General features: G+C 61.9%; 23 protein-coding genes. 11 read left to right on the forward strand and 12 right to left on the reverse strand.

Annotation, left to right across the window (positions count from 1 at the left end; all coding sequences use genetic code 11):
- The first annotated feature begins 1 nt into the window (after position 1).
- From AC0QUY_RS28850 to AC0QUY_RS28860, 3 genes are all read left to right on the forward strand, one after another.
- Positions 2-244, forward strand: a complete 243-nt coding sequence (locus tag AC0QUY_RS28850) for a helix-turn-helix domain-containing protein (protein ID WP_475389638.1) — start codon at positions 2-4, stop codon at positions 242-244.
- Between the two features lie 353 nt (positions 245-597).
- Positions 598-1,905: a site-specific DNA-methyltransferase gene (locus AC0QUY_RS28855; RefSeq protein WP_475389639.1), complete on the forward strand. Its 1,308-nt coding sequence runs from the start codon at positions 598-600 to the stop codon at positions 1,903-1,905.
- Positions 1,898-2,335 (forward strand): DUF5681 domain-containing protein, encoded by a 438-nt coding sequence (locus AC0QUY_RS28860; RefSeq protein WP_475389640.1) that lies wholly within the window; start codon positions 1,898-1,900, stop codon positions 2,333-2,335. The genes AC0QUY_RS28855 and AC0QUY_RS28860 overlap by 8 nt, the downstream gene beginning before the upstream one ends.
- Positions 2,336-2,964: 629 nt before the next feature.
- Here the strand turns inward: AC0QUY_RS28860 and AC0QUY_RS28865 are convergent.
- On the reverse strand, positions 2,965-4,188 hold the full coding sequence (locus AC0QUY_RS28865) for a phenylacetate--CoA ligase family protein (RefSeq protein WP_475389641.1): 1,224 nt from the start codon (positions 4,186-4,188) through the stop codon (positions 2,965-2,967).
- A gap of 89 nt (positions 4,189-4,277) precedes the next feature.
- On the opposite strand from AC0QUY_RS28865, the gene AC0QUY_RS28870 reads away from it, so the two are divergent.
- Positions 4,278-5,438, forward strand: coding sequence for an AGE family epimerase/isomerase (locus AC0QUY_RS28870; protein WP_475389642.1), 1,161 nt, complete (start codon positions 4,278-4,280; stop codon positions 5,436-5,438).
- Between the two features lie 125 nt (positions 5,439-5,563).
- On the opposite strand, the gene AC0QUY_RS28875 is transcribed toward AC0QUY_RS28870, so the two are convergent.
- The 6 genes from AC0QUY_RS28875 to AC0QUY_RS28900 all read right to left on the reverse strand — a co-directional run bounded on the left by AC0QUY_RS28875 (position 5,564) and on the right by AC0QUY_RS28900 (position 12,797).
- Positions 5,564-6,403, reverse strand: coding sequence for an ABC transporter ATP-binding protein (locus AC0QUY_RS28875; protein ID WP_475389643.1), 840 nt, complete (start codon positions 6,401-6,403; stop codon positions 5,564-5,566).
- A 183-nt stretch (positions 6,404-6,586) separates the two neighbouring features.
- On the reverse strand, positions 6,587-7,867 hold the full coding sequence (locus AC0QUY_RS28880; RefSeq protein WP_475389644.1) for an ABC transporter substrate-binding protein: 1,281 nt from the start codon (positions 7,865-7,867) through the stop codon (positions 6,587-6,589).
- Positions 7,868-7,925: 58 nt separating this feature from the next.
- Complete coding sequence (locus AC0QUY_RS28885) at positions 7,926-8,999, reverse strand: branched-chain amino acid ABC transporter permease (RefSeq protein ID WP_161855880.1); 1,074 nt, start codon at positions 8,997-8,999, stop codon at positions 7,926-7,928.
- 6 nt (positions 9,000-9,005) lie between these two features.
- Positions 9,006-9,899 (reverse strand): branched-chain amino acid ABC transporter permease, encoded by an 894-nt coding sequence (locus AC0QUY_RS28890; protein WP_475389645.1) that lies wholly within the window; start codon positions 9,897-9,899, stop codon positions 9,006-9,008.
- Between the two features lie 148 nt (positions 9,900-10,047).
- Positions 10,048-11,979 (reverse strand): AMP-binding protein, encoded by a 1,932-nt coding sequence (locus AC0QUY_RS28895; RefSeq protein WP_475389647.1) that lies wholly within the window; start codon positions 11,977-11,979, stop codon positions 10,048-10,050.
- A complete protein-coding gene (locus AC0QUY_RS28900; protein ID WP_065756420.1) occupies positions 11,976-12,797 on the reverse strand; it encodes an ABC transporter ATP-binding protein in 822 nt (273 codons plus the stop codon). The genes AC0QUY_RS28895 and AC0QUY_RS28900 overlap by 4 nt, the downstream gene beginning before the upstream one ends.
- 292 nt (positions 12,798-13,089) lie before the next feature.
- On the opposite strand from AC0QUY_RS28900, the gene AC0QUY_RS28905 reads away from it, so the two are divergent.
- From AC0QUY_RS28905 to AC0QUY_RS28925, 5 genes are all read left to right on the forward strand, one after another.
- Positions 13,090-13,764 (forward strand): Crp/Fnr family transcriptional regulator, encoded by a 675-nt coding sequence (locus AC0QUY_RS28905; protein WP_161855877.1) that lies wholly within the window; start codon positions 13,090-13,092, stop codon positions 13,762-13,764.
- Positions 13,765-13,946: 182 nt separating this feature from the next.
- The gene (locus tag AC0QUY_RS28910) at positions 13,947-15,101 is read left to right on the forward strand and encodes an aromatic ring-hydroxylating oxygenase subunit alpha (RefSeq protein ID WP_475389648.1); all 1,155 of its coding nucleotides are present in this window, start codon (positions 13,947-13,949) and stop codon (positions 15,099-15,101) included.
- 76 nt (positions 15,102-15,177) lie between these two features.
- Entirely contained in the window at positions 15,178-16,260 is a 1,083-nt protein-coding gene (gene gmd / locus AC0QUY_RS28915) for a GDP-mannose 4,6-dehydratase (RefSeq protein WP_475389649.1), read from the forward strand.
- The gene (fcl, locus tag AC0QUY_RS28920) at positions 16,241-17,185 is read left to right on the forward strand and encodes a GDP-L-fucose synthase (RefSeq protein ID WP_475389652.1); all 945 of its coding nucleotides are present in this window, start codon (positions 16,241-16,243) and stop codon (positions 17,183-17,185) included. Before gmd ends, fcl begins: the two co-directional genes overlap by 20 nt.
- 117 nt (positions 17,186-17,302) lie before the next feature.
- On the forward strand, positions 17,303-18,280 hold the full coding sequence (locus AC0QUY_RS28925; protein ID WP_475389653.1) for a Bug family tripartite tricarboxylate transporter substrate binding protein: 978 nt from the start codon (positions 17,303-17,305) through the stop codon (positions 18,278-18,280).
- 138 nt (positions 18,281-18,418) lie between these two features.
- Here AC0QUY_RS28925 and AC0QUY_RS28930 read toward each other — a convergent pair whose 3' ends face one another.
- The 3 genes from AC0QUY_RS28930 to AC0QUY_RS28940 all read right to left on the reverse strand — a co-directional run bounded on the left by AC0QUY_RS28930 (position 18,419) and on the right by AC0QUY_RS28940 (position 20,429).
- Positions 18,419-18,874 carry a hypothetical protein gene (locus AC0QUY_RS28930; RefSeq protein WP_475389655.1) on the reverse strand — a complete coding sequence of 152 codons (456 nt, stop codon included), beginning with the start codon at positions 18,872-18,874 and terminating at the stop codon, positions 18,419-18,421.
- 258 nt (positions 18,875-19,132) lie between these two features.
- Positions 19,133-19,891 (reverse strand): outer membrane protein, encoded by a 759-nt coding sequence (locus tag AC0QUY_RS28935; protein ID WP_475389657.1) that lies wholly within the window; start codon positions 19,889-19,891, stop codon positions 19,133-19,135.
- A 301-nt stretch (positions 19,892-20,192) separates the two neighbouring features.
- The gene (locus AC0QUY_RS28940; RefSeq protein ID WP_475389658.1) at positions 20,193-20,429 is read right to left on the reverse strand and encodes a hypothetical protein; all 237 of its coding nucleotides are present in this window, start codon (positions 20,427-20,429) and stop codon (positions 20,193-20,195) included.
- A gap of 257 nt (positions 20,430-20,686) precedes the next feature.
- Between AC0QUY_RS28940 and AC0QUY_RS28945 the strand changes: the two genes are divergently transcribed.
- Entirely contained in the window at positions 20,687-20,962 is a 276-nt protein-coding gene (locus tag AC0QUY_RS28945) for a hypothetical protein (RefSeq protein ID WP_246738337.1), read from the forward strand.
- A gap of 65 nt (positions 20,963-21,027) precedes the next feature.
- On the opposite strand, the gene AC0QUY_RS28950 is transcribed toward AC0QUY_RS28945, so the two are convergent.
- Positions 21,028-21,873 carry a uroporphyrinogen-III synthase gene (locus AC0QUY_RS28950; RefSeq protein WP_475389660.1) on the reverse strand — a complete coding sequence of 282 codons (846 nt, stop codon included), beginning with the start codon at positions 21,871-21,873 and terminating at the stop codon, positions 21,028-21,030.
- Positions 21,874-22,013: 140 nt separating this feature from the next.
- On the opposite strand from AC0QUY_RS28950, the gene purU reads away from it, so the two are divergent.
- Positions 22,014-22,877 (forward strand): formyltetrahydrofolate deformylase, encoded by an 864-nt coding sequence (purU, locus tag AC0QUY_RS28955; RefSeq protein WP_475389661.1) that lies wholly within the window; start codon positions 22,014-22,016, stop codon positions 22,875-22,877.
- A gap of 87 nt (positions 22,878-22,964) precedes the next feature.
- On the opposite strand, the gene AC0QUY_RS28960 is transcribed toward purU, so the two are convergent.
- Positions 22,965-23,243, reverse strand: a complete 279-nt coding sequence (locus tag AC0QUY_RS28960; RefSeq protein WP_475389663.1) for a hypothetical protein — start codon at positions 23,241-23,243, stop codon at positions 22,965-22,967.
- Positions 23,244-23,431: the final 188 nt, after the last annotated feature.

The following is a 23,431-nucleotide window of genomic DNA, read 5'->3' on the forward strand; positions in this document are numbered from 1 at the left end:
TATGATTTTGCCAGTGCAGTGCCGGATGGCCCGTGCTGCTGTTGGGTTGGGTGTCCGGGAGCTTGCGGCAGCTGCCAAGGTGTCGATTGACACCGTCACTAGGTTTGAACGAGGAGACGAGCTCAAGGAACGGACGATCGAAGCTTTACAGCGTGCGTTAGAAGCCGCCGGAGTCCAGTTCATCGACGAGAACGGTGGCGGACCTGGCGTGCGTATCCGCAAGCCGAAGAAAGCCAAGCTCTAGGTGACCGACATTCATTGAGGCGAGCTTCGCATGCGGGAGACGCTTTGGACGCGCTCTTGCGAAGATCCCTTATTCGCAGTCAACCGTTTCCGAGGCCCTCTCGTTTTTGACGCGAGCCCAGCGAAACGAACGGATATTCTGACGGTGAAGTCAGTTACGAATTGCTAACAGGTTTCGGACAAGCTCTGGACCCACTAGCTGCGCCTTTTTCTCTGAGCGCCAACGGGTCTCCGTTGTGGATCAGCTAGGCGGCGGTGTTCAGGCGGCGTTTCCCTGATTTTGAAGCGGAACAAGGATGTTCGATGTCCTCAGGCATCGATGTTGAAGTTCGCTCTATCGGAAGAGGCCCCGTCATGCGCAACCAATTGAAAGTGGTCTATCGAGACATTGATAAGCTGATCCTGGATAACAGGAATCCACGACGCCACAGTCGACGCCAAATCGCTCAGATCGCCGACAGCATTCGGCATTTCGGCTTCAACGTCCCGGTCCTCGTCGATGCAGATGCGAGGGTCATCGCCGGCCACGGGCGCGTTCTCGCCTGCCGAGAGCTCAAGCAGACAATCGTCCCCACCATCGCGGTCGAGCACCTGTCGCCAGCGCAAGCCCGCGCCTTCGGAATTGCGGAAAACCGGCTCGTGGAGAATGCAAGCTGGAATAAGCACCTGCTTGCGACGCACTTTCGCGAGCTTTCGGCGATTGATCTGGATTTCAAGCTCGATGCCACGGGCTTCAACGTTTCTGAAATTGAGCTGATGATCGGAAACGATCACGAGACATTTGCACCAATGGTTGACGCTGCGGATCAATGGTCAAGCATTGCTTCCGGTCCACGCGTTGCCAAAGAGGGCGATCTCTGGCTTCTCGGATCGCACCGGGTGCTTTGTGGCAACGCGCTGGACCCCGCCGCTTATCGAACTTTGCAGGGGGCGGACCTCGCCGATCTTGTGTTCACCGAGCCAGCCTGCATGCGAAGCGCTGGCGACGGGCCAGGCCAGGTGCCTGATCGCGAGTCCGTGACGACGTGCGGACAAAGGCGACACGCTGAGTTCAGCGATTTTTTGAGCACGGTTTGTCGAAATCTTAAATGCTTTAGCCAGCCCGGCTCAATCCACTTCCTTTGCATGGATTGGCGCCACGCCGAAGCGATGTTGGAAGCCGGCAACGCGATTTGTTCCGAGCTGAAGGACATTTGCGTTTGGGTAAGACCGCATGCCGAAAAGGGTTCCTTCTATGGCAATGCGCATGATTTCATCTTCGTATTCCAGAGCGAGAAGAGCGCGCACTGCGACGTTGCTCAGCGCAGTAAGCAAGGTCGTCGGACCAACGTTTGGAGGCATCCGGCACCAAATGAATTCAGCCGGCGGGCGGAAGGCCATCGCCTCGACATGCATCGGGCGGCAAAGCCCGTGGCCTTGGTTGCTGATGCAATTCTAGATGGCTCAAAACGCGGCGACTTGGTGCTCGATCCGTTTCTTGGCAGTGGCACATCATTAATCGCCGCGGAGAGGGTTGGACGGCGCTGCAATGGGCCGGAGGTCGACCCCCTCTGGGTCGATGTCATTGTCAGGCGTTGGCAAGCCTTCAGCGGCAAGTCCGCTACGCACGCGGTAACGGGTGAAAGCTTTGAATGCCAGGCGAAGGCAGCCAGCCATGTCTAAGGAAGGGAAAGACTATATCGTCGGATATCAGCGCCCGCCGAAGCATGGCCAGTTCAAAAAGGGGCAATCCGGAAATCCCTCCGGCCTTCGTAAGAAGCCGACAAAAACAAAAACCCTTGCCGACGCGCTCTTCGAAGAGCTCCAAGAAGAGATCACCGTGCACGAGAACGGCAGAAGTTACAAAATCACAAAACTGGAAGCCTTGGTGAAGCGGGCGGTGAACCAAGCGCTTCAGGGGGACATTCGGCCTCTCAAGGTCGTGCAGGCAATCGAGCCCGTACTTGATTCGTCTCTCAAGGCGGTTGACGCCAAGCATCGGGAGGGTACGGAAGCAAGGGAGCGGGTCAGGGCGAAACTGGAAACCTTGATGCGGCGCCTCGAAACAAGAGCGTCAGAAAAAGACGGTCTGGCGCGCTCTCCGGATGAGTGAAAACACGCGGATGCCGCCTCCCGTGGCAGAAGCAGCTGATTGGGCGAAGCGCGGTTCAAGCGCGTGCCGTGCACCTGTAAGCCGGGGGTACTGAGCTCTGCAACCTTGTGCGGCTGTTTGCTTCACTATGAGTCTAAGGGGTGATGTTGGCCAAGTGCTTATCAGCAAATGGCCTAACGAGGCATCTGGAATGCGACGAGGTGCCCGCTACCGCCGGTCGTGGTGCAGTTAGGTCCTCCCGCTTACGCCGCCGTTTCGGGGTTAACATCTATCAGCGCCACGAGAACCGAGGCGGCGGACGTCGCAACTTCGTAACTGCTTGACCTGCCGCGCTGCTACTCCATCGAGCGCGATCGGATTAGTTGCGCTTGGTTCGGCCCATGTGAAAAGGCTTCGAGCAACGGCCACCGGATTGATAGTGGGATTGAGCGGATGCGAAGCTGATTTTCCCTGCTTGCCAAGAAAAATTCCCTGCCACCGCGCACGAAATTCCCTGCAGCAATTACCAGAACTCCCTGCGTTGCTTTGATTTTGCAAGGATATTCCCTTTTCAACCGCAAAGGAGGCCTCGCAACAGCGACATTTCCCTGCAAAATTCCCTGCTGGCAGGGAATTAGTGTCTCTCTACGCTACCGGTCGTCTGATATCACCCTGCCGTCATTCGGCAACGAGCCGGCGCCAACCAGTTCCACATTGCCGCCGAGCTTCGTCACCGCGCGTAGCGTTGCTGTGAGTTCGTCCCGCAGACTTGCGGCGGGTGAGGCTGTCTCCGCCTTTAGCGTCATCAGATCGCTTTCGCCGGATCGTGTGACCACGAGGCGCAGCCGGCCGAGCTCTGGATGGCGCTTGCCAATCTCGGCGATCTGCTCGGGGCGGACGAACATGCCCTTCACCTTGGTGGTCTGGTCGGCGCGGCCCATCCAGCCCTTGATGCGCATGTTGGTGCGCCCGCACGGGCTCGTTCCCGGAAGTGTTGCCGTGAGGTCTCCGATCGCGAGCCGGATCCAGGGATGCTGCGGGTCAAGTGTGGTGACAACGATCTCGCCGACATCGCCGGGCGCTACGGGATCGCCGGTGCCGGGATGAACGATTTCCATGATCAGGCCCTCGTTGACGACCATGCCTTCGCGCGCCGGCGTCTCGAACGCGATCAGGCCGAGGTCGGCAGTGCCGAACGCCTGATAGGCGTCAATGCCGCGCGACTTGACCTCGTCCTGCAGAGATTTCGGGAACGCCGCGCCGGAGACAAGCGCTCGCTTGATCGAAGAGACGTCGCGCCCGGCATTCGCGGCGGCGTCGAGCAGGATTTTCAGAAAATCGGGAGTGCCGCTATAGCCGACCGGGCGGTACGCCTCGATCAGTTCGAACTGCTGCTCGGTATTGCCGGGGCCGGCCGGGATCACCGCGCAGCCCAGCGCCCGCGCCGAGGCGTCGAAGATGAATCCGCCCGGCGTTAGATGGTAGCTAAAGGTGTTGAGCACGACGTCGCCGGGCCGGAAGCCCGCTGCGAACATCGCCCGCGCGCCGCGCCACGGGTCGGTGTGAACAGGTTCGGGCTCGAAGATCGGCCCCGGCGAGGTAAACAGCCGCCCGAACGATCCCAGCGGTCCCGCCACGAACCCGCCGAAGGGCGGCGCGGCCTTGTGCAGGGCAGGGAGTTCCGACTTGCGCAGCACGGGCAGGCGCGCCAGCGCGGCCCGGCTGGTGAGGGCAGCGGGATCGACGCCCTTCAGGCGCTCGGTATAGGCCGGCGCGACCAGCGCCTTGCGCAGCACATCTGGAAACCGGGAAAACAGCTCCGCCTCGCGTTGGGCCGGCTCGCGCGTTTCAAGGGCGTCGTAATGGTCGGTCATGGCTGATGCCTTAGATTTACGTCGATTGCGTGCCGCTTCTGACGTGCTATCAGACGGCTTCTACCGGTGTTGATGTTCCAGGGAACGCAATGGCTGAAAGAGATACCGCTGCGGCGGCAGACGCACTGAATTCGGCCGATATCGTCGCGAAGCTGAAGCTTCGCATGATCGAGCACTGTCTGCCGCTTTGGTCGACCGAAGGTTGGGACGACAGAGCGGGCGGCTTTATCGACCGGCTCACTCCGGATGGCCGCGCTGATTTCGCGGCGCCGCGCCGCGTCTTCGTGCAGGCGCGCCAGATCTATTGCTACGCCAAGGCGGCGCAGATGGGCTGGTATCCGGAAGGACGCGCGATTGCGTTGAAGGGACTGGAGCATCTTCTGGCGAAGGCGAAGGCCCCCGACGGCAAGCCCGGCTTTGTGCACACGCTGAAGCCTGACGGGACGGTGCTTGATCCGCTGCGCGATTCCTACGACCACGCCTTTATCCTGCTGGCGCTTGCAACCGCCTACGGGCTCGATCGCGATGCGCAGGTCCGCACCGAGATCGATGCGCTGTGCCATTTCATCGACACGCAGCTGCGCTCGCCGCATGGCGGGGTTCACGAGGGATTGCCGGTATCGATGCCGCGCCGGCAGAACCCGCAGATGCATCTGTTCGAAGCGATGATTGCGGCGTTCGACGCGACGCATGATCTCGTGTTCCAGAACAGGGCCGGTAATTTCTTCAGCCTGTTTCTGGCCAATCTCTACGACAAACAGCGGCAAGCGCTGGGCGAGTATTTCGAGGAGGACTGGTCGAAGATCGAGCCGGTCAGTGTAGAGCCCGGACATCAGGTGGAGTGGACCTGGCTGCTGAAGGGCTTTGAGCGCATCACGGGTTGTCCCACGGGGCGCTACCGCGGCGAATTGCTGGCGTCGGCGCTGCGTTATCGCGACGAGGCGACCGGCTGCCTGGTCGACGAAGGCGATGCGATTGGCAATATCCGGCGGCATACGCGGCGGCTGTGGCCACAGACCGAAATCGCCAAGGCGTGGATCGCGCAGGCCGAAGCGGGCGAGGTGGGCGCGGAAGACGAAGCGCGCGCGGCGCTGGCACGGCTCGAACGGCATTATCTCAGCCACCCCGTTGCGGGCGGCTGGTACGACCAGTTCGACCGCGACGGCAACTCGCTGGTCGCAACGATCCCTGCATCCTCGTTCTACCATGTCCTTTGCGCGGTCGCGGAAGCGGAGCAGGTGATCGGTTAAATGATCGGTGGTTCTGATGGAGTCAGAACCGCACAGCTTTTTGTTTTGACGCGTTTTCTTCACGCGAACCGGTTCCCACCCCCGGATCAAGTCCGAGGGCATGCTTCGCTTGAAAACGCTGTGATTCACAGCCACCGCTTTCGCCGCTTGAAGCTCTTCAGGTTCTTAAAACTCTTGCGCTGGTCGCCGGCGCCGCCGAGGTAGAATTCCTTGACGTCCTCATTGTCGCGCAATTCTTCCGCCGTGCCGTCGAGCACGACCTTGCCTTGTTCCATGATGTAACCGTGGCTCGCCACCGACAGCGCCGCGCGCGCGTTCTGCTCCACCAGCAGGATGGTGACGCCGAGGTCGCGGTTGATTGCCTTGATGATCCCAAACACCTCCTTGACCAGCAACGGCGACAGGCCCATCGACGGTTCGTCCATCAGAATCATTTTGGGGCGCGCCATCAGCGCGCGCCCGATCGCCAGCATCTGCTGCTCGCCGCCGGAGAGATAGCCGGCAAGCCCGGTGCGTTCCTTGAGCCGCGGAAAATATCTGAACACCATGTCGATGTCGGCGGCGATTTCGTTGTCGGTGCGCGTAAACGCGCCGAGCTTGAGATTTTCGATCGATGTCATGTCGGCGATGATGCGGCGGCCCTCCATCACCTGGAAGATGCCGCGGCGGACGATCTTGTCGGGATCGATGCCGTTGATGCGCTCGCCGTCGAAAACGATTTCGCCGCGGATGACTTCGCCGTCCTCGGTCTTGAGCAGGCCCGAGATCGCCTTCAGCGTCGTCGACTTGCCGGCGCCGTTGGCGCCGAGCAGTGCCACGATCGCCCCCTTCGGCACTTCGAGGCTGAGGCCGCGCAGCACCAGGATGACCTTGTCGTAGACCACCTCGATGTTGTGGACGCTGAGCAGCGGCGTCGCTTGTGCCGCTGACGGTGCGGGACGGTTGATTGTGGTTGCTTCAGTCATGTTTCCTGATCCTGGCGCTAGTGGTGGAGCGCGCTTTCACTCCACCGACATCACCCGCGAAAGCGGGTGATCCAGTATTCCAGAGGCATCTACGACCGACCGGGACGCTGCGGCGTACTGGATCCCCCACTTTCGCGGGGGATGACAGTTGAGGATTGAGGCGCCTATCGGCGTCTCCTGACCTTACCAGCCGAGCCACTCGGGCTTGCGCGGCAGGTCGATCGTCTTCACCTTCTCCATCTTGATGCCGCCGTTCTTGACGAGATCGTTGAGGGGAGCGTCGGTCGCGCCGGCGACCTTCATGCGATAGAGATCGACCTTGAGCGTGCCGCGGTGATCGGTCTCGGTGAAGGTCGAGGGGTTGCAGATGCCTTCGCCGCCGGCGGGCACCCAATCCTTCTTCTGATAGAAGCCCTTCTTGACGTTCTCGCCGGTGGCACCGCCGTTCTTGGCAGCCCATTCAACGGCTTCCTTCATGTAGAGCGCGGTGCAAACGCCGGCGATGTAATGCACGGGACGGTAGGTGGTGCCGGCCGTATCAGACATCTTGGAGATTTCCGTAAAGGTCTTCATGCCGGGCGCGTTGCCGCCCCATGCCACCGCAGTACGCAGCGGAAACACTACGCCATCGGCGGCAGCGCCGGCGGCCTTGGCGGCGTTCTCGTCCATGCCCCAGACGTTGCCGAGGAACTGCACGTCGACGCCGGCGGCCTTGCAGGCGTTGAGCACGGAGATGTTGGAGCCTGCGGTATTGCCGAGATAGGCGTAGTTGGCGCCCGAGCTCTTCAGGGTCAGGCACTGCGCGCTGTAGTCGCCGGGCGTCAATGCGAACACGATCGGCGGCAGCAGCTCGAAGCCGAGTTCGGCGGCAATCGCTTCACCCGCCGCCTTCGGCGCGTTCGGGTAGGGGTGGTTGGCGCCCATATGGACGAACTTCGGCTTGCCGGGCTTGCCCTTGGACTTCCAGTCTTCGGCAGCCCAGGTCAGCATGCCGCGTACGGCATCCGAGTAGCTCGGGCCGTAGAAGAAATTGTAAGGCGCGGGCTTGGCCTTGCCGCCGGCGCCGGTGGGATCGGAGAGCGCTGCGGCATAGGATGCCGAAATATCGGGGATCTTGTCCTGCGCCAGGAATCCCGTCAGCGCTTCGGTGTCGGCGGTGCCCCAGCCTAGAATGGCGGAGACCTTGTCGGCGCCGGACCATTTCTTATACTGGGCGATCGCGCGCGGAACCTGATAGCCGTAATCGACGGTATCGAGGTTGACCTTGGCGCCGTTGATGCCGCCGTTCTTGTTGATCCATGCATAGGTGTCGGCGACACCTTGTCCGAACGGCGTTCCGACGTCCGAGGTGGGCCCTGAATAGTCGGTGAGATGCCCCAGCGCGATCGGCGCCTGGGCCGATGCCGCAGTAGAACCCACCAGCAAGGCAAGCGAGGCGGTGCTCAATAGAGTCTTCATCGTCATGGACATGGTCCTCCCGGTTACTTCTCGAGGTCTTCTCGTTGTTCGTCCCGTTCCGACCTCAATGCGAGAACGGGTAGAGTTTCCAGTACGCCTTGATCTGCCGCCATCGATGCGCCAATCCATCCGGCTCGAACACCAGAAAAACGATGATGATCACGCCGATGGCCATCTCGCGCAGGAAGGCGATGTTGTTCTTCAGTCCGAGGAATTGGTCGATCGGGCTGTCGCGCAGCGCGACGCTCAGCCATTCCATCGATTCCGGCAGCAGCACCATGAAGGCTGTGCCCATCAGCGTGCCCATGATCGAACCGAGCCCGCCGATGATGATCATCGCGAGGAAGATGATCGAGCGATCGATGCCAAAACCTTCGTTGGAGACCACCTGGTTGTAGTGCGCATAAAGCGCGCCGCCGACGCCGGCAAAGAAGGCGGCGAGGCCGAACGACAGCGTGCGGTACTTGGTCAGGTTGATGCCCATGATCTCGGCGGACAGATAATGGTCTCGCACCGCGACCAGCGCACGTCCGTCGCGCGAACGGATCAGGTTCGTCACGAGGAGGTAGCAGACGACGACATAGGCCAGCACGACGTAGAAGTACTGCTTGTCGCCGCGCAGCGTGTAGCCGAAGATCGAGAACGGCTCGGCGCTGGCCGGCACGCTGCCGCCGGTGAACCATTCGGCCCGCGCAAAGAAGTCGAGCAGGATGTATTGCGCCGCCAGGGTCGCGATCGCGAGATAAAGCCCCTTCAGCCGCGCGGCCGGCAGGCCGAAGATCAGGCCGACGGCCGCCGTCACTACGCCTGCGAGCGGAATGCAGAAGAAGACGGGGATCCCGAACCGGTTCGAGAGATAGGCCGAGGTGAAGGCGCCGAAGCCGAAAAAGGCGGCGTGGCCGATCGAGATCTGGCCGGTGAAGCCGACGACGATGTTGAGCCCGAGGGCGGCGATGCCGAAGATGCCGATCTGGATCAGCAGACTGAGGACGTAGGCGCCGACGACATGGGGCGCAAGGCAGATCAGGACGATGCCAAGGATCATGGCATTGCGGCTGGTGGTGGTCGGAAACACGGTGGTATCCGCCGCGTAGCTGGTGCGGAAATCGCCGGCGGGAATGAGGGTCTGGCCTGCCATAATTGATTACACCCGCTCGATGTCCTTGGTGCCGAACAGTCCGTACGGCTTGATCATGAGAATAATGATCAGCGCATAGAACGGCGCGATCTCGTAGAGATTGCCCCAGTGCAGATATTCGCTGTCGAGAAAGTGCGCGACGTTTTCCAACAGCCCAATGATGATGCCGCCGAGTACGGCGCCGCCGACGCTGTCGAGGCCGCCGAGGATCGCGGCCGGAAACACTTTCACGCCATAGGCGGAAAGCCCAGCCGAAACGCCGTTGACGACGGCGACCACCACGCCTGCGACGGCGGAGACGGTGGCCGAGATCGCCCAGGCCATCGCGAATACGCTCTTCACGGAAATGCCGAGCGACTGCGCGACCTGCTGGTTGAACGCGGTGGCGCGCATGGCGAGACCATATTTGGAGAGGCGGAAGAACCACGCCATGCCGATCATCATCGCCACCGAGACGGCGAGGCTCATCAGATAGACGGTCTGCACCTGCAGACCGAGGATGTTGACGTTCTGGGTCTGGAAGATGCGCGGGAACGGCTGCAAATTGACGCCGAACATCCACTTCATCAACGCGGAAAACACCGTCGACAGCGCGATCGTCACCATGATCACGGAAATGATCGGCTCGCCGATCATCGGCCGCAGGATGACGATCTGGATCGCGATGCCGAACAGGAACATGAAGACCAGCGTGATCGGCATGCCCAGGTAGAATGGCACCTGGTATTTCGTGAGCAGCCACCAGCATACCCAGGCGCCGATCAGCAGTAGTTCGCCTTGCGCGAAGTTCACGACCTGAGTCGCCTTGTAGATCAGCACGAACGACATCGCGACCACGCCATAGAGCGTGCCGACCACGAGGCCGTTGACCAGGAGCTGGATGAGAAGCTGGGTGTTCATGCCAAGTCACCAGACGTACAAGCTGTCATCGCCGGGCTTGACCCGGCGATCCATCGCCTGAAGAAGCGCTTTTTCCGAAGAGGATGGATGCGCGGGTCAAGCCCGCGCATGACGATCAGTTCTGCGGCGCCGCTAGCAGACATCAGCATCATTCCGCGGCCTCCGCCATCGGCGCGGGCCCGCCGAGATCGACGACCCGGAGCGTGGTGCGGATGCGCTGGGTGGTGCCGTCCTGGAATCGGATGACGGTGTCGACGGGAATGTCGCTCTTGCCGCCGTAGATCGCGTCGATGATATCGGCGTACTTCTCGTTGATGACGCTGCGGCGGACCTTGCGGGTGCGGGTCAGCTCGCCGTCATCGGCGTCGAGTTCCTTGTACAGCAGCAGAAAGCGCGAGATGCGCTGCGCCGGCGGCAGCGTGGCGTTGACGCCTTCGACCTCCTTGCGCAGCAGCGCATAGACCTCGGGCCGCGAGGAGAGGTCGGTGTAGGTGGTGAACGAGATGCGGTTCTTCTCCGCCCATTTCGAGATGATCGAGTAGCGGATGCAGATCATCGCCGCCAGCGTGTCGCGGCCGGCGCCGAGCACGACGGTCTCGGCAATGTAGGGCGAGAACTTCAGCTTGTTCTCGAGATATTGCGGCGAGAAGCGCTCGCCGCGCGAGGTCTCGGCGAGATCCTTGATGCGGTCGATGACGACGAGCTGTCTGTCCGCATTGAAATAGCCGGCGTCGCCGGAATGCATCCAGCCGTCCTTGATGTCGGCGGTCGAGGCCTCGGGATTCTTGTAATAGCCGAGGAACATGTTGGGGTGGCGCACCACGATCTCGCCGACACCGTTGACATCGGGATTGTCGACGCGGATCTCGATATCGGAGGCCATCGGCACGCCCGTCGTGTCGGGATCGACCTTGCCGGCCGGATGCAACGTGTAGGCGCCGAGTAGTTCGGTCTGGCCGTAGAGCGTGCGCAGCGGCACGCCCATCGCCTGGAAGAACTTGAAGGTATCCGGTCCGAGCGCAGCGCCCCCGGTCGCGGCCGAACGCAGCCGCGTGAAACCGAGGCGGTCGCGCAGCGCGCGGAACAGCAACTGATCGGCAAATATCGAATGCTTGCCCTGCGCCAGCGCCGAAAGCCCGGTCTTCATGCCGATGTCGAACAGCTTTTGCTTCAGCGGCGAAGAGTCCATCACGCCGGCACGGACATCGGCAGCGATCGATTCCCAGAGCCGCGGCGCGAACAAGACGAAGGTCGGCGCGATCTCGCGGAAATCGTGCATCATGGTCTCGGGCTCTTCGACGAAGTTGACCTTCATCCGGCAGAGCAGGCCTTTGCCGAGCGCATAGACCTGTTCCATGATCCAGGGCAGCGGCAGCACCGAAACGTATTCGTCCTCCGGTCCCTTCGGATCGAACGCCAGATAGGTCGCGCAATGTTTCAGCACGCGTCCCGCCGCCAGCATCGCCAGCTTGGGATTGGCTGTCGTGCCTGAGGTGGTGCAGAGGATCGCGACATCCTCGCCGCGGGTCTCGTCGACCAGCCGGTCGTAAAGGCCGGGTTTGCGCGCGGCGCGGTCGCGGCCCATCTTGGCCAGCTTTTCCGCCTCCATCAGCCGCGGATCGTCGTATTTGCGCATGCCGCGCGGATCGGAATAGACGATGTGCTTGAGGTTCGGCGCGCGGTCGGCCAGCGCCAGCAGCTTGTCGACCTGCTCCTCGTCCTCGGCAAACACCAGCTTGGCCTCGCCGTAGCTGAGCAGATAGGCCGCTTCCTCATCCAGCACGTCACGGTAAAGGCCGAGGCTCATGGCGCCGATGGCATGCGTTGCAATTTCCGCCGCGACCCAATCAGGGCGATTGTCGCCGATAATGCCGATGACGTCGCCGCGCTTAAGACCCAGTTCAATCAGGCCGAGCGCGAAATCATGCACGCGCGCTTGGTAGTCGTTCCAGGTGAAGACGCGCCACAGCCCGAGGTCTTTTTCGCGCAGCGCGATCTCGCCGCCATGCTCCTTCGCGTTAAGGCGCAGCAGCTTCGGAAAGGTATCCGCCCTCGCGGCGCGTGCGGCGTAATCCATCATGCCGCGCTCTCCCGCGGTGCCGGCTTGTCGTCGGGATCGACCAGCACCTCGTCCTCTTCGCCGAGATAGGCGCGTTTCACATGGGGATCGGCGAGCACGGACGCCGGATCGCCCTCGGCGATCTTGCGGCCGAAATCCAGCACCATGACGCGGTGGGAGATGTCCATCACCACGCCCATGTCATGCTCGATCATCATCACGGTCATGCCGAACTCTTCGTTGAGATCGACGATGTAGCGCGCCATGTCCTCCTTCTCTTCGAAGTTCATGCCGGCCATCGGCTCGTCGAGCAGGATCAGTTGCGGCTCCAGCGCCATCGCCCGGGCGAGTTCGACACGCTTGCGCAGGCCGTAGGGCAGGGTGCCGGCGGTGGCCTTGCGCACCGACTGCAGGTCGAGGAAGTCGATGATCTCCTCCACCTTGCGGCGGTGTTCGAGTTCCTCGCGCCGGGCGCCGGTCAGCCAGTACAGCGAGCCCGTGATGAAATTGTTCTTCAGTAGGTGGTGCCGCCCGACCATGATGTTGTCGAGCACGCTCATATGGTGGAACAGCGCCAGATTCTGGAAGGTGCGGCCGATGCCCAGCCGCGGCCGTGCGTTCGGATTGAGGCCGGTGATGTCCTTGCCGCGGTAGAACAGTTTGCCTTCGGTCGGCTTGTAGCGGCCGGAAATGCAATTGACGATCGAGGTCTTGCCGGCGCCGTTCGGGCCGATGATCGAGAACAATTCGCCCTCGTTCACGCCGAATGAGACCTCGGTCAGCGCACGGACGCCTCCGAAGCGCAGCGACACCCCGCGCACTTCCAACGTATGAGCCACTCATTCCCTCCAGATGTGGCGCCTGGGCAGCGCTCTTTATGTCGTTCGCGATTCTACATCGGCCGTAACCTGCGGGCCATCCGACTAACGATGCCGGGCAACGCCGGCTTCGCGCGCGGTAACGCCGCACCCCGCCGCCACGCACGCTCGCCCGGGCCGAGGTGGCCCTCCTTACGGCAATGCGGTAGTTTGAAATGTCTTTTGCCTGACAATTCGTCGGGAAATTTCGCAGGCTGCATTTCTGCTGCGGTGCAGCAAGAGAATCGATGGGGACGCGACGGTTGATGCGGTCATGATTGCTGCGGAGTACCTCAAGCGCATCGCGGCCTGGTCGCGTGAACTGAACGAGCGGGAAATCGAGGCCGCGCGTGCCGGCATTGTGGAGAAATCCTATCGTGCCAACGAGCACATCTTCATGCGCGGCGATCCGTTCGATTACTGGACCGGCATTGTGACGGGCCTGGCCCGCATGAGTACCGTGTCGAGCGGCGGCAAGGCGGCGACCTTCGCCGGCCTCACGGCCGGCGCCTGGTTCGGCGAGGGCTCGATGCTCAAAAGCGAGCCGCGTCGCTATGACGTGGTGGCGTTGCGCGACACGCGGCTGGCGCTGATGGATCGCGCTACCTTCTTCTGGCTGTTCGAGAACAGCGTCGCGTTCAACCGCTTTCTGGTCAGGCAGCTCAACGAGCGGCTCGGCCAGTTCATCGGGGCGCTGGAACATGGCCGCACGCTGGATGCGACCGGTCGTGTCGCGCGCTCGATCGCCTCGCTGTTCAATCCGATACTGTATCCGGACTTGACGCGTCATCTCGAAATCACCCAGGAGGAGATTGGAGCCCTGTCAGGCTTGTCCCGGCAGAACGCCAACCAGTGCCTGAAGCGGCTGGAGAAGGAGGGCCTTCTGCGACTGGAATATGGTGGGGTGACAATCCTCGACCCCGAAAAGCTGCGCCATTACGGCGAATAAAATCGGCTTCGACGTCTTCTGAAAATTGACCAAAGGAAGCACCTTGCGGGATCGCTCGCGTTGTTGTGTTCGCATCTGATACGGTGCCGTATTGAAAATCGAAACTGCAAGTGGTATTGATACGGTAGCGTATCAAAGATGTGTGATCGGTTTTTGAGACCACAGCCGGCCGGAGGTGTTCGATGAGCAGGCAGGATCAGGTCAATCTTTTGAAGCGGCTGTTGCATTACCTGGAGACCCGGACCACGGCGATGGCGGATAGCCCGTGGCGCAACGAGGTGTCGGCCTACACGGATGCAGAGCGCCTCAAAGAGGAGCAGCGGGTTCTGTTTCGCAAGCATCCGCTGGTCATGGGCTTCGCTTCGGAGTGGCCCGAGCCGGGGAGTTTCAGCACCGACGATTATGCCGGTTTGCCCGTTCTGATCGTGCGGGGACGCGACGGCAAATTGCGCGCCTTCCTGAACGTGTGCCGCCATCGCGGCGCCAAGGTCGCGCAAGGCTGCGGCAAGGCGCGGCTGCTCTCATGCCCCTATCATGCGTGGACCTATGATCTCGCCGGCCAGCTGATGGGCATTCCCGACGAGCGCTGCTTTCCCGACGTGCGCGGCGAGCGCGCATCGCTCGTCGAGCTGCCACTGTGTGAAAAGCACGGTCTTGTGTGGGTGATGCCGACCGCGGACGGTTCGACGGCTTTCGACATCGATCCATGGCTTGGGGGGCTCGCAGACGAGCTTGCGTCTTTTGGATTTGCGTCCTGGTCGTTCTACGACCGGCGCGAGATTCCGGAGACCATGAACTGGAAGATTGTCGTGGATACGTTCAACGAGGGCTACCACGTCGGCTTCCTGCACCGCGATTCCCTGCGCGACATCCTGCATGGCAACGTGACCGATTTCGAGGCGTTCGGTCTCAACCATCGCCTGACGTTTCCGCGCAGGAAACTCGAGCGGCTCAAGGCCGAGCCCGAGGACACCTGGGATTTGATGTGGAATACGACGCTGGTCTATTCGCTGTTTCCCAACACGGTTCTGCTGGTGCAGGGCGACCATGTCGAACTGGCGCGGGTGTTTCCCCGCGAGGGACGCACGGACCGCGCCGTCATGGACCTTGGGCTATATGTGCCGAAGGCGCCGAGCACCGAGGAAGAGCGCATCCATTGGGACAAGAATATGCAGCTCGTTCTCGATGTCGTCACGGGCGAGGATTTCCCGACCGGGCGCAGCATTCAGATCGGCCTGACATCGGGCGCGCAGACGCACACCGTCTACGGCCGCAACGAGCCCGCGATGATCCACTACCATCAGTCGATGCAGACGGCACTCGGCCTAAGGGTCTGAAACTGAGCGGCTTTCGGATTAGACTCGGCCTCTGGCGGATGCTATGGCCTGCGCCGCGCAGGGGCTTGGAGAGACTATGACGGCTCAAAATCCAAAACGTGTGGCGCTGATCACCGGCGTCACCGGACAGGACGGCGCCTATCTGGCCGAATATCTGCTTGGCCTCGGCTATGAAGTCCACGGCATTAAGCGGCGGTCGTCCTCGTTCAACACCGCGCGCATCGATCACCTCTACCAGGACCCGCATTCGCGCAACGTGCCGTTCCTGCTGCATTACGGCGACATGACCGACTCGACCAACCTGATCCGGCTGATGCAGCAGATCAGGCCGACCGAGATCTACAACCTCGCCGCCCAGAGCCATGTCGGCGTCAGCTTTGAAAGCCCGGAATACACCGCCAACGCCGACGCGATCGGCGTGCTGCGGCTGCTGGAGGCGATCCGCATTCTCGGCATGGAGAAGGAGACGCGGTTCTATCAGGCCTCGACGTCCGAGCTCTATGGTCTCGCCCAGGAGGTGCCGCAGCGGGAATCCACGCCGTTCTACCCGCGCTCGCCCTATGGCGTTGCGAAACTTTACGGCTACTGGATCACGGTCAATTACCGCGAGGCCTACGGCATGTATGCCTCGAACGGCATCCTGTTCAACCACGAGAGCCCGATCCGGGGCGAGACCTTTGTAACGCGCAAGATCACGCGCAGCGTTGCCCGCATCGAGACCGGGCTGGAAGACACGCTCTATCTGGGCAATCTCGAAGCCAAGCGCGACTGGGGCCATGCGCGCGACTATATCGAGGGCATGCACCTGATCCTGCAGGCCGATGCGCCCGACGATTTCGTGCTGGCGACCGGCGAGACTCGTTCGGTGCGCGAGTTCGTCGAGGTGGCGTTTGCCGAGGTTGGCCGCCGCATCGAATGGCGCGGCCAGGGCGTCGACGAGACCGGCGTCGACAAGAAAACCGGCAAGACCGTGGTCCGCATCGATCCGGTTTATTTCCGGCCGACCGAAGTCGATCTTCTGGTCGGCGATGCGAGCAAGGCGCGGGACAAGCTCGGCTGGAAGCCCAAGACGTCCTTCACCCAGATGGTCAAGGAAATGGTCGCGAGCGATCTCGCAGAAGCCCGGCGGGAGGCGGCAGGTGGCAAGCATTCCCTTTGAGCTGAAAGGCAAGACCGTCTACGTCGCCGGGCATCGCGGCATGGTCGGCTCGGCGCTGGTGCGCAGGCTGGCGGCGGAAAACGTCGAACTGCTGACGGCGACCCGCAGCGAAGTCGATCTGCGCGATCAGGCGGCGGTCAACCAGTGGTTCGCCACGAAGCGTCCGCAGGTGGTGTTTCTGGCAGCGGCCAAGGTCGGCGGCATCGTCGCCAACAACACGCTGCGCGCCGAATTCCTCTACGACAATCTGGCGATCGCCTCGAACGTGATCCATGCGGCGCACGTCAATGGCGCCGAGAAGCTGATGTTCCTCGGCTCGTCCTGCATCTACCCCAAACTGGCGCCGCAGCCGCTGCGCGAGGATTGCATGCTGACGGGGCCGCTGGAGCCGACCAACGAGCCCTACGCGATTGCCAAGATCGCCGGCATCAAGATGGTGGAGGCCTACCGCAGCCAGTACGGCGCCGACTTCATCAACGTGATGCCGACCAACCTCTATGGCAGCGGTGACAATTATCATCCGGAATACAGCCACGTCGTCGCCGCGCTGATCCGCCGCTTCCACGAGGCCAAGGTGTCTGGCGCGAAGCATGTCGTGGTCTGGGGCACCGGCACGCCGCGGCGCGAATTCCTCTATGTCGACGATCTTGCCGACGCCTGCATTCATTTGATGAAGACCTATTCCAGCGACGAACTGGTCAATATCGGCACCGGCGAGGACATCACTATCGCCGAGTTCGCCCGCGTGGTCGCCGCGACCGTCGGCTATACCGGCGAGATCGGCTTCGACACCTCACGCCCGGATGGCACCCCGCGCAAGCTGCTCGATGTCAGCCGGCTGGCCAAGCTCGGCTGGCGCGCCAGCACCGGGCTCGAGGAAGGCATCCGGCTCGCCTATCAGGCGTTCCTGAGCGAGACGAAGTGACGCGGTAAACCCTCCGCCGCCCACTTCAGAATATCTGTCGGCTTCGCGACGCCGCGCGGATAGGATGCCTGCACCCAGGCGCGCCGCAAGAGCCGCCGCTGCGTCGGAGGAAGCATGATGAAGATTCAACGTCGTCAATTTTTGCAACTCGCAGCCGGTGCGGCTGCGGTTCCGCTCACATCTGCAAGCGGAAGCGCGCAAGCCTATCCATCCCGCCCGGTTCGCCTCGTGATCGGTTATACGCCCGGCGGCTCGGCGGACCTCACGTCGCGCCTGATGGGGCAGTGGCTGTCGGAAAAGCTCGGGCAGTCCTTCGTCATCGAGAACCGGCCGGGCGGCGGCACCAATATCGCGACCGAGTCCGTGTTGCGCGCCGCGCCTGACGGCTACACGCTGCTGCTGGTCGCGCCGGCGAATGCGATGAACGCCACGCTCTACGACAAGCTGCCGTTCGATTTCATGAAGGAGATGGAGCCAATCGCCGGCATCATCCGCTTTCCCAACGTGGTGGTGGTACATCCGTCATTGCCGATCAAGTCAATTCCCGAATTGATCGCCTATGCCAAGGCCAATCCGGGCAAGCTCAACATGGCATCGTCAGGCAACGGGTCGACGATCCACATGTCGGGCGAGCTGTTCAAGATGCTGACCGGCATCAACATGCAGCACGTGCCCTACCGGGGCGGCGCGCCGGCGCTCACCGACATGCTGTCCGGCCAGATGCATGTCATGTTCGACAACCTTCCGACCTGCGCCGAGCACGTCAAATCCGGCAAGCTGCGCGGGCTTGCGGTCACCAGCACGACGCGCTCGGACGTGCTGCCGGATCTGCCGCTGGTCGCTGACTTCCTGCCGGGCTACGAGGCGAGCGCTTGGTACGGCCTCGCCGCGCCAAAGGGCACGCCGGCAGATATTGTCGATAAGCTCAACAAGGCGGTCAACGAGATCCTTGCCGACCCGAAGGCGAAGGCGCGCTTTGCCGAGATCGGCGCCATCCTGCTGCCGGGTTCGCCCGCAGATTTCGGCAAGCTGGTGGCTGACGAAACCGAGAAATGGGGCAAGGTGGTCAAGTTCGCGGGCGCCAAGGTGGATTAGGGCGCGGAGTCATCAAATCGGCGGGCAAAGATTTGCTGCGCAGCTTCGCTCGAATTGATCTTCGATCAATCTAAAGAGGCGGCTGGAAGCCGCCTCTGTGAAGCCGAGCGTCGCGATGATCGCGCCTCGCTCTGGATGTCACCAGGTACCGTGGCCAAACCAGCCATAGTGCCCTGGCCAGTGCGCTGGCCGCGCCATCATGAACTCATGCGGCGCCTTGCGCTTCTTCGCCGGTTTGCGTTGGTGCTGCTGCTTCACCTCTCGCCTTCTTGGGTCCGACGCCCGGAGCTGGACGGCGTCAGATGGTCGCAATTGCGCAAGATCTTCCGGCGCTTTGATCGGGACGTCGGCGCGCGTTATTGCTGGATCGGGAACTTTTAGCTCCGCGTTCGCAATCTTCTGGGGGACTATCGTTGGAAGGCTGGTGTCGAAAACCACGCGCTCCGGCAACTTCTGCTCGGAATGGATGCGGATGGTGACCGGATTTGAACTTGCCTCGATGGCAACCGGCAGCATCGGCAAACAGGTGTTCGCGATAAGCAGGAGCGCGAGCAGCGTCCCGCCAATGACGAGGAAATATCGGGCCAGGGGCATACGTCGCTCCGCGGCCCCCCGTTGTCATTCATGGTTGGGTTTCGTCGTGCTGCCCTTGATCCAGATCAAGTCGGCTCGTTACGCGCGCAGGTGACCTGGCTTGCCATCAGGCGCGGAACGCTGTGCAAGGCAAGCTTCGGTCATCCGGGAGGTGACAGCACCCCTGTCATGGCTTGATGCCCGCCGGCCGATCGTTGCAGATGACAATCAGCCCCGGGCAGTGCCGGGGCTGATGTTTACGTCAGGACCGGCGACCAATCAGTAACGGGCCGCGACCGGCGCAGCATAACCGCCGAAGCGGTAGTTGATGCGCAAGGTGACCATATCCACGTCTTGGGTGATCCGGCTGTTGGCAAAGGAGGCGGCAAACACAGGGAGGCCCGTGAACGAATTATTAGCATCGCCCATGAACAGGTGGTCGTATTCAAGACCGATCGACCAGTTCGGTGCAAAGCCGTACTCAAATCCGACACCCACGACGCCGCCCCAGCGGGTCGCGCTGGCCGAGGCCAGGTCAACAAGGAATAGGTCATCGCGGATGGTAAAGCGGTTGCTCGTCACCGCCGCACCGCCCTTTATGTAGAGCAGCGCTGCATTCCAGGCGTAGCCAACCTGGCCGGTAAAGAGGCCGATGCCATCGGTTGTGGTGCGAAGCGAGAGCGTAGGATCGAACAGGCTGACGCGCGAGTGGCTGAGATCCGCCCAATCGCCCTGGGCTTCCACGCCAAACACCCACTGATTGGCTTGCCAGCGATAACCGATCTGGCCGCCGGCGAGGCCGCCGGACCGCGAGCTGCAGCCCTCATCGAAGGTGCCCAACACGACCACATTAACTAAATCCCAACAATTGCGGCTCTGACCCCAACCGCCATTGGCGCCGATATAGAAGCCGCTCCAATTGTAGATTACCGGCAGCGGAGCGGGCGGCGGTGCCTTGACGGCCATGTCCGCGGCTGATGCGGGAGTCCCCAGGCAGAGTGCCAATAAACCCGCAGTACTAAGTAGCAGTTTCCTCATGATACGTTTCTCCAATATTTTCCGTCTATATGTTCGAACACGCATCCGTCGCCCGTCTGCGCGTCCTAGTCCCCCAACTTCCGATTCGAAGGCTATGCGCGGGTCTGCAGAACCCCCGTGCCAAAATGGCAACACTCAAGGGAATTGGTGCCTGGGCGATTTCTTTTTCTGGTGTTGACGGGTACGGGCTTCGGCTTGGGCTAGGGCGCCCCACATCGGTGCCGATCCGCCTGAGCGGCTTTGGCTGATGCAACACTGGATAAGACCGAGTCAGACCGCCCGCGCATGGGGAAGCGGCGGCCTACTCCTCCTGCTCGTCGGTCAACCAGGCTGCAATGTCGTGCGAGGACACAAGCTGCCGTGGAACGTGAGGATTGATTGTGCCGGCAAAGACAATCAATCCCTCATGCAGCCTGGCACGGGCGAAGTCCTTGGCTTCCGCTTCCGTCTCGAAGGTCGTGGTGAGGCGAGGGCTTCGCCGTTTCGGGAGCACGCCGCGCTTATGCACTTCATAGGTCACATACCAGGTAGCCCGCATCTTCCACCCATGCACGTCGTCAACCGCGCCTGAGTGAGAGATCAGGCGTGGTTGGTGTCAGACGCCAGGAGCGGGCAACCCAAATTCACGAACCCCGATTGCCGGCAGCGCCACGATGCGTCTGATCTCGCCTGATGGGGACTTGCCGCCGCTGCGGCGGCGTTGATCTACGTCAAGCTCTGAGCCGCCTGCGCAGCAAGTGTAGCCCAGGAGCGGGGCGCGCGGACACGAGAACTCAACTCGGGAGGAAAAACCCAATGAAATTAGCTCGTCCAAAATTTATCCTGCTTGTGGCAGCCACGCTGGGCTGCGGCATCTTCGGAACGATCGAGTGGTCGCGGGACAACGGTCTTGCGTTATCCGTTCAAAGCGCTGAGGCCAGAGTAGGACGACCGGCAACGCCAATGAGCGTCGCGGGTGTCGCCCGTCGTACGACAAGACGCGCGGTCGTTGGCGGTGCGGCCGTCGGTGCGGCGGCAGCAGGCACAGCCTGTGTGCGCGTGCTTGTGAACGGCAGATACGTATGTCGCTGATGCGTATCTTGCTGGTGGTCGCAGGGCCGCTGGAATTGCCGAACGTATGATGCTGCCCGCGCGCGTCAGCTTCTTGCTGCTGCGCGCGGCGGGTTCTTGCCAAGCGCCGCCGCCATCGCCGAGATCAGCGGCCGCATGAAGAAGGCGTCCTCGGCCGGATAGATGTCGGTGCGCAGGCCGTGAGACTTGAGTTCATCCGATACCGCCGGTCCGACGGAAGCGATCGGGGTGCGATCGAGCCCATCGCGTAACCGGTCCTCGCAACCTTTTGCCCGTGCGACTTCCATCAGGCGGCGGATCTGGCCGAGATTGGTCAGCGCGATCGCATCGACGCGGCCTTCCGCCATCTCGTCGATCGCCGCGATGATGTTGGCATCCGCGGCCTGCGCATCATAGGCATAGGGTAGCACGGTATCGACTTCAGCTCCTTGCGCCTTGATCTCGCCGATCAGGACGCTGTGATCCTTATCGGGGTAGAGCTGCAGGCCGAGGCGGTGGCCGCGGAGATCAAGCCGCGACAGCATCTCGGCGACGCCTTCGGAGGTCGGCTTCTCCGTCGTCATCTCCGGCTCCAGCCCGATTTCGCGCAGCGCCTTGCCCGGCTTGGGCCCGCGAGCGAATTTGCGCGCCTTGCCGAGCGAGGCGACGAACGCCTGTTCGGCATCGATGCGCCGCACGACCTTCATCAGCCGGCGCAGGCCTTCGCCGGTCATCAGCACCAAATCGTCGAGTGGCTTTTCGATGGCCCGTCTGATCCAGGCCTCGACCGGCGCCGGGTCCGGCGCGTCGTGGATGGTGAACATCGGACATTGCAACACGTCGGCGCCCTGCTCGGTGAGCAGGCGGGAAAACTGCGCCTCCTCGCGCGTTTCCAGGATCAGGATGCGGTAGCCGTTCAATCTGTCAGCCATGATCTCGCTCCAACGCAGATACTGCGTGCTTTGTTCATCCTTCCTCCGGTTTCCGGATTGGCGCAAGCGCGTCTGTGGTGATAGAGCAGGGCGCAAATCCGAAATTTCACCTTTCTGCCTGAATTGTAATCAACTCCGCCATGCCCGATCATCAATTCGTCCTGACCCTGTCGTGCCCGGATCGCCCCGGAATCGTTTCCGCGGTGTCGACCTTTCTCGCCCATAACGGGCAGAACATCCTGGACGCCCAGCAGTTCGACGACGTCGAGACCAAGAAATTCTTCATGCGGGTGGTGTTCACCGCCGCCGACCTAGCCGTCGAACTGCAGGCGCTGCAGACCGGCTTTGCCGCGATCGCCGAGCGCTTCGGCATGGACTGGCAGATGCGCGACCGCGCCAACCGCCGCCGGGTGATGCTGCTGGTCTCCAAATCGGACCATTGCCTGGTCGATATTCTCTATCGCTGGCGCACCGGCGAACTCGAGATGATCCCGACCGCGATCGTTTCCAACCATCCGCGCGAGACCTACGGCTCGCTCGATTTCGGCGACATTCCATTCCACTACATGCCGGTGACGAAGGAAACCAAGCGCGAGCAGGAAGATGCGGTCTGGAAGCTCGTCCAGGACTCCGAGACCGATCTCGTAGTGCTGGCGCGCTACATGCAAATCCTGTCGGACGAGATGTCGGCCAGGCTGTCGGGACGCTGCATCAACATCCACCACTCATTCCTGCCGGGCTTCAAGGGCGCGCGGCCCTACCACCAGGCCCATGAGCGCGGCGTCAAGCTGATCGGCGCCACCGCGCATTACGTCACGCGCGACCTCGACGAAGGCCCGATCATCGACCAGGACGTCGAGCGCATCAGCCACCGCGACACACCCGAAGATCTCTCGCGCAAGGGCCGCGACATTGAACGCCGCGTGCTGGCGCGCGCCATGCGCCATCACCTGGAGGATCGCGTGATCCTCAACGGCCGCAAGACCGTCGTGTTCATGGATTGACGTAGCATTTTCGAGCGAAGTGGGTACCGGTTCGCGTGAAGAAAACGCATCAAAAAAGGAATCTAGAGCCTGATCACTGATCGGGCTCTAGCGCGCCGCATCCTGCGCGGCCGGCGCCGACTTTTCTTCCTTGTCGCGTTCGGAGGCCGGCAACAGGCGCTTCCGCTCGCGCTCGCGCATGTACTCGTCGTACTTTGCGGTGCCCGGGCGCGGCGGCGCATCCGCCGGCAGTCCGCCGATCGCGGCCGGAATGGCGTCGCTGACTCCGGCGGCGAGTTTCTCGTTGATGGTCCCGCAGCCGCTCAGGCCGCAGCCCGTGAGGGCAACGGCTGCGATCGTGGCAATATGGCGCGCGCTGGTCGGCATCGGCAGTAGATTACGCCTTTGGCGGTTAAGGGTGATGGATTTAGGGCGCTCCATCCAAGGAACTTTGCCGCCGCGCATATTTGTTGACAGCACCATTTCATTTATACAATCGTACAAATGGGTGGCGCTTCCCCACGGACCCTGATGTTCGATAGTATTTAGATACCCAATAGATGGGCGCAAGCGAC

It is taken from the genome of Bradyrhizobium sp. WYCCWR15520 (genome assembly GCF_056174665.1).

Coding starts and splice junctions, on each gene's coding strand:
- AC0QUY_RS28850 (WP_475389638.1), top strand. CDS start 2: ATGATTTTGCCAGTGCAGTGCCGGATGGCCCGTGCTGCTGTTGGGTTG.
- AC0QUY_RS28855 (WP_475389639.1), top strand. CDS start 598: ATGCGCAACCAATTGAAAGTGGTCTATCGAGACATTGATAAGCTGATC.
- AC0QUY_RS28860 (WP_475389640.1), top strand. CDS start 1,898: ATGTCTAAGGAAGGGAAAGACTATATCGTCGGATATCAGCGCCCGCCG.
- AC0QUY_RS28865 (WP_475389641.1), bottom strand. CDS start 4,188: ATGACCGACCATTACGACGCCCTTGAAACGCGCGAGCCGGCCCAACGC.
- AC0QUY_RS28870 (WP_475389642.1), top strand. CDS start 4,278: ATGGCTGAAAGAGATACCGCTGCGGCGGCAGACGCACTGAATTCGGCC.
- AC0QUY_RS28875 (WP_475389643.1), bottom strand. CDS start 6,403: ATGACTGAAGCAACCACAATCAACCGTCCCGCACCGTCAGCGGCACAA.
- AC0QUY_RS28880 (WP_475389644.1), bottom strand. CDS start 7,867: ATGACGATGAAGACTCTATTGAGCACCGCCTCGCTTGCCTTGCTGGTG.
- AC0QUY_RS28885 (WP_161855880.1), bottom strand. CDS start 8,999: ATGGCAGGCCAGACCCTCATTCCCGCCGGCGATTTCCGCACCAGCTAC.
- AC0QUY_RS28890 (WP_475389645.1), bottom strand. CDS start 9,899: ATGAACACCCAGCTTCTCATCCAGCTCCTGGTCAACGGCCTCGTGGTC.
- AC0QUY_RS28895 (WP_475389647.1), bottom strand. CDS start 11,979: ATGATGGATTACGCCGCACGCGCCGCGAGGGCGGATACCTTTCCGAAG.
- AC0QUY_RS28905 (WP_161855877.1), top strand. CDS start 13,090: ATGATTGCTGCGGAGTACCTCAAGCGCATCGCGGCCTGGTCGCGTGAA.
- AC0QUY_RS28910 (WP_475389648.1), top strand. CDS start 13,947: ATGAGCAGGCAGGATCAGGTCAATCTTTTGAAGCGGCTGTTGCATTAC.
- gmd (WP_475389649.1), top strand. CDS start 15,178: ATGACGGCTCAAAATCCAAAACGTGTGGCGCTGATCACCGGCGTCACC.
- AC0QUY_RS28925 (WP_475389653.1), top strand. CDS start 17,303: ATGAAGATTCAACGTCGTCAATTTTTGCAACTCGCAGCCGGTGCGGCT.
- AC0QUY_RS28930 (WP_475389655.1), bottom strand. CDS start 18,874: ATGCCCCTGGCCCGATATTTCCTCGTCATTGGCGGGACGCTGCTCGCG.
- AC0QUY_RS28935 (WP_475389657.1), bottom strand. CDS start 19,891: ATGAGGAAACTGCTACTTAGTACTGCGGGTTTATTGGCACTCTGCCTG.
- AC0QUY_RS28940 (WP_475389658.1), bottom strand. CDS start 20,429: ATGCGGGCTACCTGGTATGTGACCTATGAAGTGCATAAGCGCGGCGTG.
- AC0QUY_RS28945 (WP_246738337.1), top strand. CDS start 20,687: ATGAAATTAGCTCGTCCAAAATTTATCCTGCTTGTGGCAGCCACGCTG.
- AC0QUY_RS28950 (WP_475389660.1), bottom strand. CDS start 21,873: ATGGCTGACAGATTGAACGGCTACCGCATCCTGATCCTGGAAACGCGC.
- purU (WP_475389661.1), top strand. CDS start 22,014: ATGCCCGATCATCAATTCGTCCTGACCCTGTCGTGCCCGGATCGCCCC.
- AC0QUY_RS28960 (WP_475389663.1), bottom strand. CDS start 23,243: ATGCCGACCAGCGCGCGCCATATTGCCACGATCGCAGCCGTTGCCCTC.